The organism is Streptomyces sp. NPDC007991 (genome assembly GCF_042958445.1).
Taxonomy (GTDB): domain Bacteria; phylum Actinomycetota; class Actinomycetes; order Streptomycetales; family Streptomycetaceae; genus Streptomyces.
This window is the reverse complement of the sequence record NZ_JBIBJD010000005.1, coordinates 363,672-381,866: the sequence shown is the minus strand read 5'-3', so window position 1 is coordinate 381,866 and position 18,195 is coordinate 363,672. Positions and strand designations below refer to the sequence as shown.

The 18,195-nt window shown below is 70.8% G+C and carries 16 protein-coding genes, 1 pseudogene and 1 riboswitch; of the genes and pseudogenes, 9 read left to right on the top strand and 8 right to left on the bottom strand.

All coding sequences use genetic code 11. The annotated features are described in order from the left end of the window. The first annotated feature begins 10 nt into the window (after positions 1 to 10). The gene (locus tag ACFZDA_RS16345) at positions 11 to 1,360 is read left to right on the top strand and encodes an extracellular solute-binding protein (protein WP_391081044.1); all 1,350 of its coding nucleotides are present in this window, start codon (positions 11 to 13) and stop codon (positions 1,358 to 1,360) included. Between the two features lie 29 nt (positions 1,361 to 1,389). Next, positions 1,390 to 2,589: a Gfo/Idh/MocA family oxidoreductase gene (locus tag ACFZDA_RS16340; RefSeq protein ID WP_391081042.1), complete on the top strand. Its 1,200-nt coding sequence runs from the start codon at positions 1,390 to 1,392 to the stop codon at positions 2,587 to 2,589. Between the two features lie 27 nt (positions 2,590 to 2,616). Here the strand turns inward: ACFZDA_RS16340 and ACFZDA_RS16335 are convergent, their stop codons facing one another. Beyond that, positions 2,617 to 3,312: a L,D-transpeptidase family protein gene (locus ACFZDA_RS16335; protein WP_391081040.1), complete on the bottom strand. Its 696-nt coding sequence runs from the start codon at positions 3,310 to 3,312 to the stop codon at positions 2,617 to 2,619. A 501-nt stretch (positions 3,313 to 3,813) separates the two neighbouring features. On the opposite strand from ACFZDA_RS16335, the pseudogene ACFZDA_RS16330 reads away from it, so the two are divergent. Continuing rightward, positions 3,814 to 4,077, top strand: a pseudogene (locus tag ACFZDA_RS16330) (TetR/AcrR family transcriptional regulator); the annotation flags it as partial. 9 nt (positions 4,078 to 4,086) lie between these two features. On the opposite strand, the gene ACFZDA_RS16325 reads toward ACFZDA_RS16330, so the two are convergent. The 3 genes from ACFZDA_RS16325 to ACFZDA_RS16315 form a co-directional block, all read right to left on the bottom strand. Then, positions 4,087 to 5,001 (bottom strand): SDR family oxidoreductase, encoded by a 915-nt coding sequence (locus ACFZDA_RS16325; RefSeq protein ID WP_391081036.1) that lies wholly within the window; start codon positions 4,999 to 5,001, stop codon positions 4,087 to 4,089. Positions 5,002 to 5,091: 90 nt separating this feature from the next. Beyond that, positions 5,092 to 5,721 (bottom strand): MBL fold metallo-hydrolase, encoded by a 630-nt coding sequence (locus ACFZDA_RS16320; RefSeq protein WP_391081033.1) that lies wholly within the window; start codon positions 5,719 to 5,721, stop codon positions 5,092 to 5,094. Next, the gene (locus ACFZDA_RS16315; RefSeq protein ID WP_391081030.1) at positions 5,721 to 6,806 is read right to left on the bottom strand and encodes an S-(hydroxymethyl)mycothiol dehydrogenase; all 1,086 of its coding nucleotides are present in this window, start codon (positions 6,804 to 6,806) and stop codon (positions 5,721 to 5,723) included. The genes ACFZDA_RS16320 and ACFZDA_RS16315 overlap by 1 nt, the downstream gene beginning before the upstream one ends. 182 nt (positions 6,807 to 6,988) lie before the next feature. Between ACFZDA_RS16315 and ACFZDA_RS16310 the strand changes: the two genes are divergently transcribed. From ACFZDA_RS16310 to ACFZDA_RS16300, 3 genes are all read left to right on the top strand, one after another. After that, positions 6,989 to 8,743, top strand: a complete 1,755-nt coding sequence (locus ACFZDA_RS16310; protein ID WP_391081027.1) for an ABC transporter transmembrane domain-containing protein — start codon at positions 6,989 to 6,991, stop codon at positions 8,741 to 8,743. Positions 8,744 to 8,983: 240 nt separating this feature from the next. After that, positions 8,984 to 9,346, top strand: coding sequence for a nuclear transport factor 2 family protein (locus ACFZDA_RS16305; RefSeq protein ID WP_391081024.1), 363 nt, complete (start codon positions 8,984 to 8,986; stop codon positions 9,344 to 9,346). Between the two features lie 31 nt (positions 9,347 to 9,377). After that, a riboswitch (ZMP/ZTP riboswitch) is annotated at positions 9,378 to 9,462 on the top strand. Positions 9,463 to 9,484: 22 nt separating this feature from the next. Then, positions 9,485 to 10,342, top strand: a complete 858-nt coding sequence (locus ACFZDA_RS16300) for a tetrahydrofolate dehydrogenase/cyclohydrolase catalytic domain-containing protein (protein WP_391081021.1) — start codon at positions 9,485 to 9,487, stop codon at positions 10,340 to 10,342. On the opposite strand, the gene ACFZDA_RS16295 is transcribed toward ACFZDA_RS16300, so the two are convergent. Both ACFZDA_RS16295 and ACFZDA_RS16290 read right to left on the bottom strand, forming a co-directional pair. Then, positions 10,343 to 11,341, bottom strand: a complete 999-nt coding sequence (locus tag ACFZDA_RS16295; protein WP_391081018.1) for a CU044_5270 family protein — start codon at positions 11,339 to 11,341, stop codon at positions 10,343 to 10,345. Between the two features lie 180 nt (positions 11,342 to 11,521). Continuing rightward, positions 11,522 to 12,073: a sigma-70 family RNA polymerase sigma factor gene (locus tag ACFZDA_RS16290; protein WP_391081015.1), complete on the bottom strand. Its 552-nt coding sequence runs from the start codon at positions 12,071 to 12,073 to the stop codon at positions 11,522 to 11,524. Positions 12,074 to 12,178: 105 nt separating this feature from the next. Here ACFZDA_RS16290 and ctaD point away from each other — a divergent pair, with 105 nt between their 5' ends. Both ctaD and ACFZDA_RS16280 read left to right on the top strand, forming a co-directional pair. Then, positions 12,179 to 13,786 carry a cytochrome c oxidase subunit I gene (gene ctaD, locus ACFZDA_RS16285; RefSeq protein WP_391081012.1) on the top strand — a complete coding sequence of 536 codons (1,608 nt, stop codon included), beginning with the start codon at positions 12,179 to 12,181 and terminating at the stop codon, positions 13,784 to 13,786. Then, a complete protein-coding gene (locus ACFZDA_RS16280; RefSeq protein ID WP_391081009.1) occupies positions 13,783 to 14,139 on the top strand; it encodes a hypothetical protein in 357 nt (118 codons plus the stop codon). Before ctaD ends, ACFZDA_RS16280 begins: the two co-directional genes overlap by 4 nt. Before the next feature lie 106 nt (positions 14,140 to 14,245). On the opposite strand, the gene ACFZDA_RS16275 is transcribed toward ACFZDA_RS16280, so the two are convergent. Beyond that, positions 14,246 to 14,902, bottom strand: coding sequence for a TetR family transcriptional regulator (locus ACFZDA_RS16275; RefSeq protein ID WP_391081006.1), 657 nt, complete (start codon positions 14,900 to 14,902; stop codon positions 14,246 to 14,248). Between the two features lie 180 nt (positions 14,903 to 15,082). On the opposite strand from ACFZDA_RS16275, the gene ACFZDA_RS16270 reads away from it, so the two are divergent. Beyond that, a complete protein-coding gene (locus tag ACFZDA_RS16270) occupies positions 15,083 to 16,339 on the top strand; it encodes a PQQ-binding-like beta-propeller repeat protein (RefSeq protein ID WP_391081004.1) in 1,257 nt (418 codons plus the stop codon). On the opposite strand, the gene ACFZDA_RS16265 is transcribed toward ACFZDA_RS16270, so the two are convergent. Then, a complete protein-coding gene (locus tag ACFZDA_RS16265; protein WP_391081002.1) occupies positions 16,332 to 18,059 on the bottom strand; it encodes a cellulase family glycosylhydrolase in 1,728 nt (575 codons plus the stop codon). The genes ACFZDA_RS16270 and ACFZDA_RS16265 overlap by 8 nt on opposite strands. Between the last annotated feature and the right edge of the window lie 136 nt (positions 18,060 to 18,195).

Here is an 18,195-nt window from a genome sequence, read left to right as displayed (position 1 = left end):
AGGGACTGTCATGCGAATTCGTTTGCGTACGCTCGTCGCGGCGACCGGAGCGCTGGCGCTGTCCCTGGTCAGCGGATGCGCGCAGCAGGGCGCCGCCGGGTCTTCCGCCCACACGGTCACGTACTGGCTGTGGGACGCCAACCAGCTGCCCGCCTACCAGGCCTGCGCCAAGGGGTTCCAGAAGGAGAATCCCGGACTGAACGTCAAGATCACCCAGTTGGGCTGGAGCGACTACTGGACCAAGCTCACCGCGGGGTTCATCGCCGGCACCCAGCCGGACGTGTTCACCGACCACATCCAGAACTTCGGCCAGTACGCCGACCTGAAGGTCCTCGAACCTCTCGACGACCTCGGCATCGAGAACTCCGACTACCAGCCGGGCCTCGCCGCCAACTGGGTCGGCAAGGACGGCCACCGCTACGGCGCCCCGAAGGACTGGGACACCGTCGCGCTGTTCTACAACTCGAAGATGACGAAGGCCGCCGGCCTCACCGCCGAGCAGCTCAACAGCCTGTCCTGGAACCCGAAGGACGGCGGCACCTTCGAGAAGGCCATCGCCCACCTCACGATCGACAGGAACGGCAAGCGGGGCGACGAGCCGGGCTTCGACAAGAACCACGTCAAGGTGTACGGCCTGGCCACGGGCGGAGGCGGCTTCGGCGACGGCCAGACGCAGTGGAGCAACTTCGCGGCCTCCGCCGGGTGGAGCTACCTGGACAAGCCGCGCTGGGGCACGGAGTACCAGTACGACAGCAAGACCTTCCAGTCGGTCATCCAGTGGTACTTCGGCCTGGCGAAGAAGGGTTACATGCCGCCCCTGTCGGACTACAACGTGCAGTCCAACCAGCAGAACACGCAGATCGCGGCGGGCAAGGCGGCCACCGCGTTCGACGGGGCCTGGATGATCTCCACGTACGCGGGCTTCAAGGGCCGGGACATCAAGACCGCCCTGACGCCCGTCGGCCCGACCGGCAAGCGCGCCACGATGATGAACGGCCTCGCCGACTCCGTCACCAAGGCCTCCAAGAACAAGACGGGCGCCAAGAAGTGGGTGGCGTATCTGGCCTCGGACAAGTGCCAGAAGGTCGTCGGCCGGTACGGCGTCGTCTTCCCCGCGACGAAGGCCGGGACCGAGGCCGCCGTCGCCGCGTACCGGAAGAAGGGCATCGACGTCTCGTCGTTCACCAAGCCCGTGGCCGACAAGAAGGACTTCCGGACCTTCTCGTACCCGATCGCCAGCTACTCGGCGGACATGACGGCGCTCATGGCGCCGGCGATGGAGGACATCTACGGCAACGGGAAACCGGTCAGCAGCCTCGACGAGACCAACGAACAGATCAACCTGATCCTCTCGCAGTGATCCACCGACCAGTGAAGGGCACGCCTTACATGACGTTCTCCATCGGCATCGTCGGCGCCGGACAGTTCTCGGGCCAGTTCGCCACGCTGTTCCAGGCCCACCCCGGCGTCAGCGACGTCTACGTCACCGACCTGCTGCCCGAGCGGGCCGAACAACTCGCCTCCGCCCAGGGGCTGACGGGCACCTTCCCGTCGTACCAGGCCATGCTGGAATCGGAGGACGTCGACGCCGTCGCGATCTTCACCCAGCGCTGGACGCACGGCCCGCTGGTGCTCCAGGGCCTGAGCGCGGGCAAGCACGTGTACTCCGCGGTCCCCATGGCGATCACCGCGGAGGAGATCGCGGCGATCATCGACGCCGTCAAGGCCACCGGGCTGACGTACATGATGGGCGAGACCAGCGAGTACAACCCGGCGACGGTCCACGCCCGCAACCAGATCGCCGAGGGCGCCTTCGGGCGGCTCTTCTACGCCGAGGGCGACTACGTCCACGACATGGACCTGGGGTTCTACGAGGCCTACCAGTACAGCGGTGGCGAGAACTGGAAGGCCACCGCCAGCTATCCCCCGCTGCTGTACCCGACGCACGCGGTCGGCGGGGTGCTGGGCGCCTGGAGGACGCACGCGGTCAGCGTGTCGGCGATCGGTGTCGTCGACGACCGGGGCGACGGCGTCTTCGACAAGGAGATCAGCCAGTTCGGCAACGACTTCTCCAACGCCACGGCGCTGTTCGAGGTGGCGGGCGGCGGCTCGTTCCGTACGAACGAGTTCCGGCGGGTCGGCTACCCCTCGCACATACGGGAGTCGCGCTTCCGCTTCTTCGGCACCGAGGGGAGCATGGAACAGCTCGCGACGGTCGCCCTGTGGCAGGACAAGAAGGGGGTGAAGGACATCAGTGAACTGCTGGAGCCCAAGCCCACCATGGCGCCCGACGACCCCTCGCTCCAGCACATCGCGCCGGAGCTGCGGGCCGCCTTCACCTCCGGGTCGGCTCCCGTGCACGACCGGGCGCGGCTGCCGAGGGAGTTCGACCACCTCCACAACGGCCACGAGGGCAGCCACCACTTCCTGGTGGACGACTTCGTGACCGCCGTCAACACGCGCACCCTGCCGTCGGTGAACGCGTGGGTGGCCGCCCGCTACACCCTGCCGGGCATCATCGCGCACGAGTCGGCGCGGCAGGGCGGGGTGCGGCTGGAGATCCCGGACTTCGGAGACGCGCCGCAGTAAGGGACGGGGCCGAGCCGGGTGCCTGGATCAGGTGCCCGGCTTGCGGCCGTACACGAAGACGTCGTCGCCCTTCTTCAGCAGCGACCAGTACGTCTTGGCGTCGGCCTTGGTCATGTTGACGCAGCCGTGCGAGCCCGGCGGGTTCCACATGCTGACGCCGACCGAGTGGAAGGCCTGGCCGCCGTCGAAGAACTGGCTGTAGGGCATCGGCACGTCGTAGATCGAGGAGACGTGGTCGATGTCCCGCCAGTAGATCTTCTTCAGGCCGGTGCGGGTCTCGTAGCCGTCGCGGCCGGTGCGGACCGGGACGGGGCCGTAGACGAGCTTCTTGCCGTCCTGGATCCAGCTCAGCTGGAGGCTCAGGTTCACGCAGGCGATCCGGCCCTTGTTCACCGGGCACTTGCCGTCCTTGTTGGGGTTCTTCCCGACGGCCTTCTGCTTCTGCATCAGGTCCATCACGCCCCAGGTGACGGGCCCGGCGTAGCCGGCGTTCGGGGAGATGCCGTGCTTGGTCTGGAAGGCCTGGATCGCCTTGCAGTCGGCGGCGGACTGCTTGCCGTCGACCGGGCGGCCCAGGAACTTCTCCACCTGCTTCTGGTACGGGCCGGTCTGCGTGGTGCAGCTCGCGGCCGCGGCCGGACTGGCCCCGAGTGCGAGTGTGAGCGGCGCCACCAGTGCGGTGATCCCGAGCGCGATGGCGCCCCGTCTGCGTACGTCCCCCATGGCTGGTCATACCCCTTCGGAAGTGGTCGGTGTCTGCGATCCCTGCCAGGTAGACGGGCGTGCGGGGGGTTCGGTTGTGCGATCGGCCGCACTGGGACGGAACAGTGACATCCCCGAAGAATCGCGACGCCCTCGCCCACAGCATCGGCACGCCGTCCGCAGCGCGATCCGGCCGCCAGGGCGCTCCGGCTGGTCTTTCCGCTCACCCTCGGGCTCCTGATGGCGTCGCGCGGCAGGCGGCTCGCCCACCGGAGCAGGCCCGTGGCGGTGCCGGCCGCGTCACGGAAATCCCCCCGGGCGATCGTCCTCGTGCCCGCCTGCAGAGAGGTGGATTCACTCCCCCACGTACTGGAGGCGCTGCACCGGCAGACGCGTCCCGCGGACCGCGTCATCGTGACACTCGATCCGCACAAGGAGAGCCGGCGGACCGCGGAACTGGAACAGATCGCCCACGCGGCAGGAGCCGAGGTCTGGCATTCGGCGGGAAACCGCCAGGCCCGTGCCGCCCCGGTCCTGCGCGCCGTCACCGCCTGGGTTCTCGGGTACGTGTCGGTGGAACTGCGGGCCATGGTGGACAACCCCGACGAGCCGGACCCCGCCTTCCGGCTCGGTCTGTACCGCATGCCCTTCCAGGAGCTGCCCAGGCTCCGCGCGACCGCCCCTGGCCTTGCCGAGCGGGGCGGTCCGCAGGGCCTGGCCGCCGGGCTGGACGCCCTGCTCGACCACTTCGCCGGGCTGCGGGGGGACGACCCGGCCGACCGGTGATCGTCCCGGTCAGCGGTAGCCGGTCGTGTCGGCCGGCTTGTCCGCGTCCTGCACCTCGACCAGGTAGCGCCAGGCGTCCGGGCGGCTGCCGTCGAGGTCGGTGAAGCCGTACTCCCGGGCCAGGCCGCCGCTGGAGAGGGACCGGCCGTTCCAGCGCGCCACGTCCGGGTCGGCGGCGAGCGCGGCCACGGCCCGGCCCACGTAGCGCGGGGTCTCCGAGATGGCGAAGTGGGGCTCGCGCTCCAGGGCGTCGCGCCAGTTGTCCTCCCGTACCCCGAAGGTGTCGAGCATCATCTCCGAGCGCAGCCAGCCGGGGGTGAGGGCGACGGCGGTGGCGCCGCGCGGGCCGAGTTCATGGGCGAGGGCGAAGGCCATGCGCAGGACGGAGGCCTTGGCGAGGTCGTAGAAGAAGTTCACGCGGTAGTGGTCGCCGTTGTAGTCGGCGGTGCCGTCGGTGACCTCGACGACCAGGCCGCCGGGGTGGCGCAGCAGCAGGGGCAGGGCGTGGTGGCTGGTGATCGCGTGCGTCTCGACCGCGAGCCTGAGCAGGCGCAGGCCGTGGTCGAGGTCGTGCTCCCAGAGCGTGCTCTCCCACTCGAAGAGCTTCTCGCCGCCCCAGATGTCGTTGACCAGGACGTCGAGGCGGCCCTGCTCGTCGGCGATCCGGTCTACCAGGGCACGGACCTGCGCCGGGTCGAGGTGGTCGGCGGGTACGGCGATGCCCTGCCCGCCGGCCTCGGTGACCAGGTCGGCGGTGTCCTCGATGGTCTCGGGCCGGTCGTACTCCGAGCGGCGGGCGCGGGTGGTGCGCCCGGTGACGTAGACGGTGGCGCCTGCCGCGCCGAGTTCCACCGCCATGCCCCGTCCGGCGCCCCGGGTCGCACCGGCGACCAGTGCGACCTTGCCTTTCAGTGGAGCTGACATGTCCGACCTCCCGAGACCGTGGCTGCTTGTCGCCTCCACAGTGACGGGTAAGCCGGACATCTTCTGTCGCCTTTTACGGGCGACACGCGGTCAGTGGCCGCGGGCGATCCACTCCTTCAGGTGCGGGGCTTCCGCGCCGATGGTCGTGGCGTCTCCGTGGCCGGTGAGGACCTTCGTCTCGGGCGGCAGCGCCAGGAGGCGGTCGCGGATCGAGTCGATGATCGTCGGGAAGTGCGAGAAGGACCGGCCGGTGGCGCCGGGGCCGCCCTGGAAGAGGGTGTCCCCGGTGAAGACGGTGGCGAGCTGGGGGTCGTACAGGCACACCGCGCCGGGCGCGTGCCCCGGGGTGTGCAGGACCCTCAGGTCGGCGCCGCCCGCCTCGATCACCTGGCCGTCGACCAGCCAGGCGTCGGGCTCGCGGTCCGGGTGGGTCTGCTTCCACAGCGGCAGGTCGTCGCGGTGCAGCCAGATGGTGGCCCCGGTGCGCTCGGCGAGTGCGGGGGCGGCGTCGATGTGGTCGTTGTGGGCGTGGGTGCACACGATGGCCGTGAGCCGGCGGTCCCCGACGGCCCGGGCGATGGCGTCGGCGTCGTGGGCGGCGTCGATGACGATCGCCTCGTGGTCGTCGCCGACGATCCAGACGTTGTTGTCGACGTCCCAGGTGCCGCCGTCGAGGCTGAACTGGCCCGAGGTGACGAGGTGTTCGACGCGCGGGGCCATCACAGCACCACCACCGAGCGCAGCACGTCGCCGTGGTGCATCCGCTCGAACGCCTTCTCCACCTCGTCCAGCTGGATGGTCTCGGTGACGAACGCCCCGAGGTCCAGGCGCCCCTGCAGATGCAGGTCGATCAGCATGGGGAAGTCGCGGGAGGGCAGGCAGTCGCCGTACCACGACGACTTCAGCGCCCCGCCCCGCCCGAACACGTCCAGCAGCGGCAGTTCGAGTTTCATCTCGGGGGTGGGAACGCCGACCAGGACGACCGTGCCGGCGAGGTCGCGGGCGTAGAAGGCCTGCTTGTACGTCTCCGGGCGGCCGACGGCCTCGATGACGACGTCGGCGCCGAAGCCGCCCGTGAGGTCGCGGATCGCCTCCACCGGGTCGGTCTCACGGGAGTTGACGGTGTGGGTGGCGCCCATCGTCCGGGCGGTTTCCAGCTTGCGGTCGTCGATGTCCACGGCGATGATCTTCGCCGCTCCGGCGAGGTGCGATCCGGCGACGGCCGCGTCGCCGACGCCGCCGCAGCCGATGACGGCGACCGTGTCGCCCCGCCCGACGTTTCCGGTGTTGATCGCGGCACCGATGCCCGCCATGACGCCGCAGCCGAGCAGCCCGGCCACCTGCGGGGCGACGGCCGGGTCAACCTTGGTGCACTGCCCGGCCGCGACCAGGGTCTTCTCGGCGAAGGCACCGATACCGAGGGCCGGGGACAGCTCCGTGCCGTCGGCGAGGGTCATCTTCTGCCGGGCGTTGTGGGTGTCGAAGCAGTACCAGGGCCGCCCGCGCAGACAGGCCCGGCACTTCCCGCACACGGCACGCCAGTTGAGGATCACGAAGTCACCGGGTTCGACGTCGGTGACGCCGTCGCCGACCGCCTCGACCACGCCCGCGGCCTCGTGGCCGAGCAGGAAGGGGAAGTCGTCGCTGATGCCGCCCTGTTTGTAGTGCAGGTCGGTGTGGCACACCCCGCAGGCCTGGACGCGCACGACCGCCTCCCCCGGACCGGGATCGGGCACGACGACCGTCTCGATCCGTACCGGCTCGTCCCTGCCGGGTGCGATCACACCGCGTACTTCCTGCGCCATGCTGACTCCTTCGTCGGCCCGGATGCCTTCCGTTCCGACCCTACGCGCGACTGATCGGTAAGGGATGCGGATCGGCCACCCGCGGCGCCGAATCACCAGCTCACGCGCTGCGGGGAAAACGCCGGGCACCGCACCGGCGGCCCCCGTAACCTGACAGCTCCGCCCGACGCCGAAGGAGCGACGTGAGCCTCGCTGAGACCGACACCGGCACGCCCGCCTGGCGGCTGCTCCTCGGATACGTACGGCCGCACCGCCGGTCCCTGTTCGCCGGTGCCGTGCTCTCGCTGGTCACCGGCGCGACCGGGCTGATGCTGCCGCTGGTGGCGCGGGGCCTGATCGACGACCTGGCGCACGACCGGGCCATCACAGGCGCGCTGCTGCTGATGTCGGCCCTGGTCGTGGCCAACGCGGCGGTTGGGGCGCTGGGTTCGTACGTGCTGCGGCGCACCGCCGAGTCGGTGGTGCTCGGTGCACGGCGCTCGCTGTCGTCGTATCTGCTGCGGCTGCGCGTCGGGGCCGTGGACCGCACCGAGCCGGGCGATCTGATGGCCCGGATCACCTCCGACACCACCCTGCTGCGCGAGGTCACCACAGACTCGCTGGTCGGGCTGGGCACGGGCGGGCTCACGCTCGTCGCCACGGTGGTGATGATGGGCCTGGTGGAGCCCGTGCTGCTGGGCGTCACCCTGGCCGTGATCCTGGGCGCGGGCGTGATCCTCGGCGTGATCGTGCCCCGCATCAACAAGGCCAGCCGGCAGGCGCAGGACGCGGTGGGCGTCATGGGCGCCTCGCTGGAGCGGATCCTCGGCGCCCTGCGCACCGTGAAGGCGTCCGGTGCCGAGCACCGGGAGGAGCGCACGCTGCACGAGGCGGCGCAGGAGTCGTGGCGGCAGAGCGTGCGGGCCGCCAAGTGGTCGGCGGCCGCGGGCAACACGGCGGGGCTCGCCATGCAGATCGCCTTCATCACGGTGCTCGCGGTGGGCGGCGCGCGGGTGGCGACCGGGGCGATCGACGTGGGCACGCTGGTGGCGTTCCTGCTGTTCGTCTTCTATCTGATGTCGCCGATACAGCAGGTCGTCGGCGCCGTCACGCAGTACCAGACGGGCGCCGCCGCCCTCACCCGCATCCAGGAGGCGCTGCTCCTGCCGGCCGAACCCACGGCGGCTGCCGCCCCGCTCCCCTCCCCCGGCGCGCAGCCCGCCGCGCTCGCCTTCGACGACGTCCGCTTCCGCTACGCCGACGATCTGCCGTACGTCCACCACGGCGTGACGTTCGCCGTGCCCGCGCAGGGCATGACGGCGTTCGTGGGCCCCTCCGGCGCCGGCAAGACCACCGTCTTCTCGCTCATCGAGCGGTTCTACGATCCGGAATCCGGGGTGATCACGCTCGACGGGCGCGACCTCGCCGACTGGGAGCTGACGCAGCTGCGCGCGGCGATCGGCTATGTGGAGCAGGATGCTCCGGTCCTGTCGGGCTCCCTGCGGGACAACCTGCTGCTGGGCAATCCGGAGGCGGACGACGACGCCCTCGCCCGAGTGCTGAAGACCACCCGTCTCGACGGCCTGGTCGCCCGGCTGCCCGCCGGCCTCGACACGCTCGTCGGACATCGCGGCACCAAGCTGTCGGGCGGTGAGCGGCAGCGGGTCGCCATCGCCCGGGCGCTGCTGCGCCGCCCCCGGCTGCTGCTGCTCGACGAGGCGACCTCGCAGCTGGACGCGGTCAACGAGGCGGCGCTGCGCGACACCGTCGCGGACGTGGCCCGTACGACCACGGTCCTCGTGGTGGCGCACCGGCTGTCCACGGTGACCATGGCCGACCGGATCGTGGTGATGGACGCGGGGCGGGTCAAGGCGGTCGGCACGCACCGTGAGCTGTTGGCCGCCGACCCGCTGTACGCGGAGCTGGCGGCGACCCAGTTCCTGGCCTCGGCGGACTGAGCCCGGGCGGGTGTCGGGGCCGCCCGGATCGGGGCGTCCCTCACACAGATCTCGTCCTCTCGTCCTGTGCTCGGCGGGGATGCGCTCACGGTCAGCGTGGGTCCGCTCACCCGGTAAGGCCCGGCGTCCCGGCTGCGCTTGCCTGCGTTTGCCGAGCGCGCCGCACGGGAGGAGGCTCGACTGGAGAGGCTCCTCGCGGCCCGCTCCCGACCGGGTCGGGGCCCTTCGAAGGAGGTCATCATGGGAACCGCGGCAGACCCCGCCTTCGACAGAGAGACCCTGCGCCAGGGTGTGGAACAGAGCCCGGACCTTCTGCTCTCGCTCTACGCGGACGACGCGGAGTTCCGCATCGTCGACCACACGACCCAGCCCAGCCACCCCAAGGTCCTGCACGGCCGGGACGAGATCAGCCGGATGCTGGAGGACGTCTACAGCCGCGACATGACGCACAAGCTGGAGCGGTGCGTCATCCAGGGCGACGAGGCCGCCTACAGCGAGAGCTGCCGGTACGCGGACGGTGTGCGCGTCCTGTCCGAGTCCATGCTCTCGCTGCGGGACGGCAAGATCGCCGAGCAGACCCTGGTCCAGGCCTGGGACGAGTAAGAGAGACATGCGGGGGGCTCGGTTAGGGTGGGGGCCGGGCCGTGACTGGCGCTGAGGTGGAGCACCACCGGGGAGCGGCCTCGCAGAGATCGTTGCCGTGCGCCTGGGCGAAGCAGCACACCAGCCCAGGAGTGGATCATGTCGCAGGCACGGCTCATGGACGGCACCTCGCTCGCCCGGCGGATACTGCGGGAGACCGGCGAGCGCGCCGCCGGCCTCACCGAACGGACGGGCACGGCACCGTGCCTCGCGACGGTCCTGGTCGGCGAGGACCCGGCGTCCGTCACCTACGTCCGGATGAAGCAGAACCGCTGCCGCACCGCCGGCATCACCTCCCGGCACGTGGCGCTGCCCGCCACCACGACCACCGAGGAGCTCGTCGGCACGATCCAGGCTCTCTCCGCCGACCCCGGCGTGCACGGGATCCTCCTCCAGCACCCGATGGGCGAGCACATCGACGAGCGGGCCGCGTTCGAGGCGATCGCGCCCGGGAAGGACGTCGACGGGGTCACCTTCGCCTCCTTCGCGACGATGAGCTTCGGCCTGCCGGGCTTCGTCTCCTGCACACCCGGCGGGATCATGCGGCTGCTCGACGAGTACGGCGTCGAACCGGCCGGCCGGCGGGCCGTGGTCGTGGGCCGCAGCGCGATCCTGGGCAAGCCGGTCGGCATGCTGCTGCTCGCCCGGGACGCGACGGTGACCTACTGCCACTCGCGCACCCGGGACCTGTCGGCGGCCGTGCGCGAGGCGGACATCGTGGTGGCCGCGGTGGGGCGGCCCCGGCTGATCCGCGGCCAGGACGTCAAGCCGGGCGCCGTCGTGATCGACGCCGGGTACAACGCCGGCAACGTCGGTGACGTCGACTTCGACTCCGCCGTGGAGCGGGCCTCGCTGATCACGCCGGTGCCGGGCGGGGTCGGCCCGATGACCATCGCGACGCTGCTGGAACAGACCGTGGACGCCGCCGCCCGGCAGCTCGGTGTGCCCGGGGTGTGATCAGCGCATCCAGGCGCTGTACGACATGACGTCGCCCTTCCGGACGCCGTATTCGGGTTCAGCGGTGGAGAAGGTGGTCTCCAGGCCGAGGACGGCGCCGGTGACCGGGTTCATGATCAGCATGTGGTGGGCGCCGGGACCGTCGTACACGTACGCCTGACCGCGTCGCCCGAGGCGGTCGGTCACCTGGCCGACGGGCCGCAGCCCCTCCGTGCCGGCCAGGAGGCGGGCCAGGGCCGCGGTCTCCGGGGCGCCGAGGGTCCAGTGGTCGAGCAGCACCTTGACGGCGTCCAGCAGTTGGGGCGTGGTCAGCGGCGTGTCCGAGTACTGGGCCTGCGTCAGATAGGCGCGCAGCCGGGCGGGGTCGTGCGGCGGCGGGGACTCGGGCGGGGCGTCGCTCCAGCTCGGCGGATAGGTCTGGTCGCTCAGCACGTGCCCGTCGTCGACGAGGTGCGGCTCGCCGCCCGCGCCGGAGAGGACGGGACGGCCCGGATGTCTCGGGTCGGTCGCGACGACGAGCTCCGTGTGACTGCCGTCGGCCCGCCAGCGCACGATGCGCTCCTCGGGCACGGTGATCGGGGGCTTGTCGTCCGACATGCCCATGCTCCAGGACTGCACGTGCGTGCCCTTGCGCAGACGGGGCGAGCCGTCGGCGGCGGCCTGTTCGGCGCGCTCGGCCAGCCGGTTCAGGGGCAGGGGTGTGGAGCCGGTCTGCACCACCAGCGGACGGGGTGCGGCGACCGCCGGTGTGGTGTTCGGGCCGCTCAGTACGAGGGTCAGCGCCAGGGCGGCGACGACGGCTGTGGCGACGAGCCCCCACGCCAGCCGGGGCCGGCCCGTGCCGGGCACCAGCCGCTCCCTCAGACGGCTCGGCGGCCGCTCCCGCAGCAGCCGCTCCAGCCGGCGCTCGGCGCCGTGGTCCAGGGGGCCGTCGCCGAAGTGGGGGCCGTCGGACGGCACCGGGTTGGCACCGCGCAGCAGTTCGAGTTCGTCAGCCATGGCCGTGTTCCTTAGGGGCGGTCACGTGGGCGGCGGCGGGCAGGGGGCGCGGGGGCCGGGCGGGGCGGGGGGCCGGGGGCGTGGTTCGAGGAGCACGCGCGTCCGCTGCGCTCGTGAGGCGCGGCGTCGGTGGGCCGTCGCCCTGCGCGGTCGCGGTCGCGGTCGCGGGGAGGATGTCGGTCATCGCCGGTTCCCCTCCCCCGATGAGTGCCCCGTGTCCGCCATGTCCCAGGGGCGCGTCCCGTCGATCTCGGCTCTGAGGCGGCGGCGGGCCCGGTGCAACCGCATCGCCGCGGCCCGTCTGCCGCAGCCGAGGACGATCGCGACCTCGTCGATGCCGAGTTCCTCCCAGGCGGTCAGGCGCAGCACCTCCTGGTCGGCCGCGGAGAGCCGGGCGAGTGCCTCGTGCACCCAGGCACCGGGGGTGTCGGCGTCGGGGCCCGCCGCGATGTGCCGCCCGTGGGCGGTGTGGTCGTTGCCGAGCCGGTCGACGAGCCGGCGGCGGCGTCCGTGGCCGCGCACCGCGTTGGCCAGGCAGTTGCGTGCCACGCCGTACAGCCAGGGCAGCGGGGAGGAGGGCAGGTCGGCCCGGCGCCGCCAGGCGACCGTGAACACCTCCGCCACCACTTCCTCCACCTCGCCGGCCCGCCCGTCCAGTCGCCGCGCGACATAGCGGCTGACCGCCCAGTAGTGCTCGCGGTAGGCAGCGGCGAAGATCTCGTCGTTGCTCATGTCCCGTTCGTGTCCGGCACCTTCTCGATCGTCACGCGCGTTTCGGTGATTCTCGTCGCGTCGGGAAAGTGTGACGCCCGGGCGGGGCGCGGACACAGGCGGGGCATGAGGCACCTGAAGTGGCTGACGACCACGGATCACAAGACGATCGGCACGCTGTACCTGGCCACGTCGTTCGCGTTCTTCGTCATCGGCGGCGTGATGGCGCTGCTCATGCGCGCCGAGCTCGCCCGGCCCGGTCTGCAGATCATGTCGAACGAGCAGTTCAACCAGGCGTTCACGATGCACGGCACGATCATGCTGCTGATGTTCGCGACGCCGCTGTTCGCCGGCTTCGCGAACTGGATCATGCCGCTGCAGATCGGCGCGCCGGACGTGGCCTTCCCCCGGCTGAACATGTTCGCCTACTGGCTGTACCTGTTCGGCTCGCTCATCGCGGTGGGCGGCTTCCTGACGCCGCAGGGCGCGGCCGACTTCGGCTGGTTCGCCTACAGCCCGCTCTCGGACGCGGTCCGCTCGCCGGGCATCGGCGCCGACATGTGGATCATGGGTCTGGCCTTCTCCGGCTTCGGCACCATCCTCGGCTCGGTCAACTTCATCACCACGATCATCTGCATGCGCGCCCCGGGCATGACGATGTTCCGCATGCCGATCTTCACCTGGAACGTGCTGCTGACCGGTGTGCTGGTCCTGCTGGCCTTCCCGGTCCTGGCCGCGGCCCTGTTCGCCCTGGAGGCGGACCGCAAGTTCGGTGCGCACGTCTTCGACTCCGCCAACGGCGGGGCGTTGCTGTGGCAACACCTCTTCTGGTTCTTCGGCCATCCAGAGGTGTACATCATCGCGCTACCGTTCTTCGGGATCATCTCCGAGGTCATCCCGGTCTTCTCCCGCAAGCCGATGTTCGGTTACACGGGTCTGATCGGCGCGACCATCGCGATCGCGGGTCTGTCCGTGACGGTGTGGGCGCACCACATGTACGTCACCGGCGGTGTGCTGCTGCCGTTCTTCTCCTTCATGACCTTCCTGATCGCGGTCCCGACCGGTGTGAAGTTCTTCAACTGGATCGGCACCATGTGGAAGGGCTCGCTGTCCTTCGAGACACCGATGCTGTGGGCGACCGGCTTCCTCATCACGTTCGTGTTCGGCGGGCTCACGGGCGTGCTGCTGGCCTCGCCGCCGATCGACTTCCACGTCTCCGACTCGTACTTCGTGGTCGCGCACTTCCACTACGTCGTCTTCGGGACGGTCGTGTTCGCGATGTTCTCCGGCTTCCACTTCTGGTGGCCGAAGTTCACCGGCAGGATGCTGGACGAGCGCCTCGGCAAGATCACCTTCTGGACGCTGTTCATCGGCTTCCACGGCACGTTCCTCGTCCAGCACTGGCTGGGCGCGCAGGGCATGCAGCGCCGGATCCCCGACTATCTGGCGGTGGAGGGCCTGACGACCCTCAACACGGTGTCGACGATCAGTTCGTTCCTGCTCGGCATGTCGATGCTGCCGTTCTTCTACAACGTCTGGAAGACGGCGAAGTACGGCGAGCGGGTCACGGCCGACGACCCGTGGGGCTACGGCCGCTCCCTGGAGTGGGCCACCTCCTGCCCGCCGCCCCGGCACAACTTCGTCGTGCTCCCACGGATCCGCAGCGAGTCCCCGGCGTTCGACCTGCACCATACGGACGTCGCGGCGGCGGAGCGGGAGTTGACGCTGCGATGACCGCCAAGGAGGGCCTGCCCGTGGACGTGGACCTGCGGGCGTTCCACAACGAGGTCGAGGGTCATCTGCTCGCCGCCGCCGCGCACGAGGAGGCCCGTGCGGCCGCCGCGCGTTTCGCCGCCGGGCTCGACCGGCTGCCGGAGGCCGGACGGGAGGAGGTGGAACGGCTGTTCGCGGCGGAGCACCTCGCCCTCGCCCGGGCCTCCTGGCAGCGGACGGCGCGGCGCGGGCGGGAACTGCGCGGCGAGTACGAGGCGGCGTACCGCAGGCTCCGCGCACGATTGCTGGCCGTTCTGTTGCTGGGCTTCACGCTGCTGGTGGCGGCGGACCTCGTGGTGCTGGTGTCGGTCTAGGGCCCCGCGGCGAGCCGGCCGGTGTCAGGCCCCCGCCACCGACTGACCGAGGAGGCCGGGCAGTTGAGCGGCCTCGGCGCGGTCAACAACCTCCGCCACCACTTCCTCAGGGCGGGCTCCACCCCGGGGGTCGCAGGATCCCCAGCAGTTGACGGACGAGTTCGTCGACGACCTCGTCCAGCGTCGCGTCGACCCAGCCGGCGCTCCAGTCGTGCAGCAGGCCGTTGACGCTGCCGATGAAACCCGTCGCCGCGAGGCGGTAGTCGCGGGGTGCCGCCTCCCCGCGCGCGGCGGCAGCCCGGGCCTCGGCGCAGATGAGGTCGACCCAGCCGGCCCGGCGGGCGAGCCGCTGCTCCTCCAGGCGCGGGCTGACGCCGATGATCTCGACGAAGGTGATGCGGATCCGGCGCGGATCGGCGGCGAGGTTACCGGCGTAGGCGCGGAAGATGGCGGTCGCGCGCTCGACGAGCGGCAGGTCCGCCGCACCGGCCGCCGCCTCCAGCACCGCCGCCTCGGCCCAGTCGTTGACCCTCAGGTGCAGGGCCGCGAGGACGTCCTCCAGGGTGCGGAACTCCTCGTAGAACTGACGGGTCGACAGCCCGGCCGCCTCGCTGAGGGCCGCGACGGTGGTGGCGCGGAAGCCGGGGGTGTCGCCGAACAGGTGGAGCGCGGCGTCCAGGAACCGCCGGCGTCGCTCGGCCTGCCGCTCCTCGGCACTCTTGCCGCCGTAGCGGCCGGTCGGCGCTCTGAGTCTGCCCGGCACCGGCTCCCCCTCTGTCGCTCGAACACCATCTTCGCCCGAACACCCGTCTTCGGTCGCACGCGATTTTGTCGTGGCCGCGGTCTTGTGGAAAAGGCGACCCCTTCCTTACTTTGCAGTAAGTTGACTCTGAAAGTACGTGTGTTCAGATTCCTCACCCCACCCGCAGAGGAGGGATCAGCCATGCCCGCATTCCGACGACGGCACCTGTGCTCCCTGACCGCCGCCCTGGCGCTGACCGCCACCGTTCCCGCGACCGCCGCCCACGCGGACGCCCCCGACGCCCCCGCCGCGTTGCGCCAGGTGCTGTTCGTGGGCAACAACTGGGACGGCACCGCCGAAGTCATCAAGTCCACCGGGGACTTCGCGAAGATCGGCCGGATCGACGTCGTCCCCGACAAGGACGAGCGGATGGCGGAGATCAACGCCGATCCGATCAGATGGATCGCCTTCATGACGATCCGCAACAGCGTCGGCGAGGGACACGACCAGTTCGTCGACGACATGTACTCCACGCCGGACGGGAGGTCGGTGGTCGTCTCCCGGCCCAGCTTCGCCGACGTCGTGTCGATCGACCTCGCCTCCGGGCGGATCAACTGGCGCTTCCCGGTGTCCGGTTTCCGCGCCGACCACATGGCCGTCTCCCCCGACGGCAAACGGGTCGCCGTGTCGGCGTCCACCGGCAACGCCGTGCACGTCCTGGACATCGAGACCGGCAAGCAGCTCGGCAAGGCCACCACCGGTGACAAGCCGCACGAGAACATCTTCACCAAGGACGGCAAGTACATCTACAACATGTCGATCGGCGACGTGAACACGCAGACCGACGCCCCGTGGCTGGACTGGACGAAGGGCGACCGCCGCATCACCGTCATCGACGCGACCACGTACCAGCAGGTCAAGGTCATCGACATGCGCTCGCGCCTGGACGCGATCGGCCTGAAGGACTTCTCCGACGCGGTCCGGCCGGCGGTGTTCTCGCCGGACGAGTCGAAGCTGTACTTCCAGGTGTCGTTCTTCAACGGCTTCTTCGAGTACGACCTGGCCTCCGACAAGATCACCCGTACGAAGACCCTGCCGAAGAACCCGGCGACCGGCGACGACCGCACCACCTTCGTCAACGACTCACGCCACCACGGCCTCTCGATGAGCCCGGACGGCAAGAAGCTGTGCGTCGCGGGAACCATGGACGACTACGCCACGGTCGTGGACCGCACCACCCTCCAGGAGGGCCCGCTCGTCACCGCCGCCAAGCCCTACTGGGCCACGGTCAGCGGTGACGGCAGGAGTTGCGTGATCTCCGAGAGCGGCTCCGACCAGGTCACGGCCATCGACTTCGCCACCGGGAAGAAGACCGTGTCCGTGCCGGTCGGGGACCACCCGCAGCGCGTCCGGCTCGGTCAGGTGGAGGCCGGCTGGACGAGCCCGTCGGCTAGCTGACCTCCTTCGCCGCCCAGGCCGCCAGCTCGGAGCGGGCCGCGGCGAGCAGATCCGCCGAGGGAGCCGTCGCCCCGTTGGTCACCAGCGCGTAGTGCAGGACGCCCGCGTCCGGCGCGGTGAGCAGCAGGCGGCGGCTTCCCGTGCCGCCGGGCTCCTGGGCCACACCGACCGGGGTCGTCGAGGTGTACGCGGGCGGGACGTGGGACGTGCCCAGGTCGGACACGACCGTGGTGGAGGCGGTCGGGAAGCTCGCCGGCAGGTGCAGTTCGGTGGGTGCCCGGCCGCCGTCCGAGCGCCACAGCAGCAGCCCGTACTGTCCGGAGCCCACCAGCCGCTTCACGTTCGGCAGCGAGTTCGGCACCGGGTTCCAGGTCAGGGTCGTCGAACCGTCCCGGGAGCGGTCCTCGTAGGTGAAGCCGACCGTCGTGCCGGCCGTGGCGCTCGGGTAGAGGCGGTCCAGGAGCCGGGCGTCCTGGCGCAGCACCGGCTTGCCCGAGTCGTCGAGGCGTACGGCGGACAGGTCCTCGTCGTTCCAGGCGTCACCGGCGGTGAGCACCTTGTCGGGGTTGCCGTTCATCAGCTCGCGGTGACGGCCGTTGTAGATGTCCCACTGCCACTGCGAGCCGGAGAGCACGGGCCCCGAGGCCGCCGGGTCGGACCACCAGTCGGCTCCCTTCACGCGGGAGTCGAGGGCCTGGTACATCGCCTTGAGGACGGTGGGCGCCTTGTCGGAGACGTTGCCCGCCAGCGGGTGCCCGAACTCGCTGACGACGGCGGCGGTCTGCGCGGTGGCGGCCCGGTCGCGGACCGTGCGGAAGTCGCCCGTGTACTGGCCGTCGGCCGCCTTGCCCCACATGAAGACGCCGGAGATGGCCTTCTGGTCGTAGAAGTGGGTGTTGAAGACGTAGCGCGGGCCGAGCTTTCCGGCGTCGAGCAGGCCGCCTTCCTGCTTCTGGAAGTCGAGGTTGGCGTTCCAGAAGAGGTTCGGTTCCACGAAGGCGGGCTTGTCACGCCAGCCGGCCGCGTCCATGCGGGCCCGGAACTTCTCGAAGAACGGCCACAGCACGTCCTTCTCCCAGGCGCGGCTGGTCTGCCCGGAGTCGTAGACGCCCGCGTGCGGCTCGTTGTAGGGGTCGAAGCCGGCGATGCCCTTGAACTGGTCGGCGCTCAGGTGCTGTTCGACATACGCCATGGTCTTCTCGGCGGTGGCGAGGAAGGCGTCCTGCACGCCGTGCGCGTTGTGCCAGAAGTCGTACGTGGCCCGCTTCACGGCCTCGTTCTGGGTGATGTTCTGCCCCCAGAAGAGGCAGATCCCGCAGGACTCGTCCGGGTAGTTCCCGGCGTCCACGGCCCACTTGGGCGCACCGTCGCCGGTGTACCAGCTGTCGGCGTCGAACAGGTGCCGGGAGTAGAGGTCCTGGTGGAAGTCGGGGTAGACGCGGATGCCGGCGTCGAGGAAGGCCTTCATCTGGTCGGTGGCGGCGGCCAGGTAGGCGGTGTCCACCGTGCCGCGCTCGGGCTCGGCGTAGGCCCAGGAGAGCAGGAAGCGGACGGTGTTGCCGCCGCCGAGGGCGCGCAGGGCGGTCGCCGACTTGCGGGCGTCGGCGACGGAGGCGAAGGGCAGGCCCTTGTTCTCCGCGAGCTTGGTCTCGCCGGAGACGTTGTAGCCGCGCAGGACGACCTCGCGGCCGGAGGCGTCGGTGAAGCGGCCGTTCTTCACGGTGACGGCCGGGTCGTCGAACCAGAGGGAGCCGGGAGGGGGCGCGGCGGTGGGGGGGGGGGCCCCCCCCCCCCCCCCCGGGCCCCGGGGGGCCCCCCCCCCCCCCCCCCCCCACAACCGGTAATGGGCCGCTGCC

Bases quoted from the DNA above. Each gene is read 5' to 3' on its own strand.
- ACFZDA_RS16345 (WP_391081044.1), top strand. From the start codon at position 11: ATGCGAATTCGTTTGCGTACGCTCGTCGCGGCGACCGGAGCGCTGGCG.
- ACFZDA_RS16340 (WP_391081042.1), top strand. From the start codon at position 1,390: ATGACGTTCTCCATCGGCATCGTCGGCGCCGGACAGTTCTCGGGCCAG.
- ACFZDA_RS16335 (WP_391081040.1), bottom strand. From the start codon at position 3,312: ATGGGGGACGTACGCAGACGGGGCGCCATCGCGCTCGGGATCACCGCA.
- ACFZDA_RS16325 (WP_391081036.1), bottom strand. From the start codon at position 5,001: ATGTCAGCTCCACTGAAAGGCAAGGTCGCACTGGTCGCCGGTGCGACC.
- ACFZDA_RS16320 (WP_391081033.1), bottom strand. From the start codon at position 5,721: ATGGCCCCGCGCGTCGAACACCTCGTCACCTCGGGCCAGTTCAGCCTC.
- ACFZDA_RS16315 (WP_391081030.1), bottom strand. From the start codon at position 6,806: ATGGCGCAGGAAGTACGCGGTGTGATCGCACCCGGCAGGGACGAGCCG.
- ACFZDA_RS16305 (WP_391081024.1), top strand. From the start codon at position 8,984: ATGGGAACCGCGGCAGACCCCGCCTTCGACAGAGAGACCCTGCGCCAG.
- ACFZDA_RS16300 (WP_391081021.1), top strand. From the start codon at position 9,485: ATGTCGCAGGCACGGCTCATGGACGGCACCTCGCTCGCCCGGCGGATA.
- ACFZDA_RS16295 (WP_391081018.1), bottom strand. From the start codon at position 11,341: ATGGCTGACGAACTCGAACTGCTGCGCGGTGCCAACCCGGTGCCGTCC.
- ACFZDA_RS16290 (WP_391081015.1), bottom strand. From the start codon at position 12,073: ATGAGCAACGACGAGATCTTCGCCGCTGCCTACCGCGAGCACTACTGG.
- ctaD (WP_391081012.1), top strand. From the start codon at position 12,179: ATGAGGCACCTGAAGTGGCTGACGACCACGGATCACAAGACGATCGGC.
- ACFZDA_RS16280 (WP_391081009.1), top strand. From the start codon at position 13,783: ATGACCGCCAAGGAGGGCCTGCCCGTGGACGTGGACCTGCGGGCGTTC.
- ACFZDA_RS16270 (WP_391081004.1), top strand. From the start codon at position 15,083: ATGCCCGCATTCCGACGACGGCACCTGTGCTCCCTGACCGCCGCCCTG.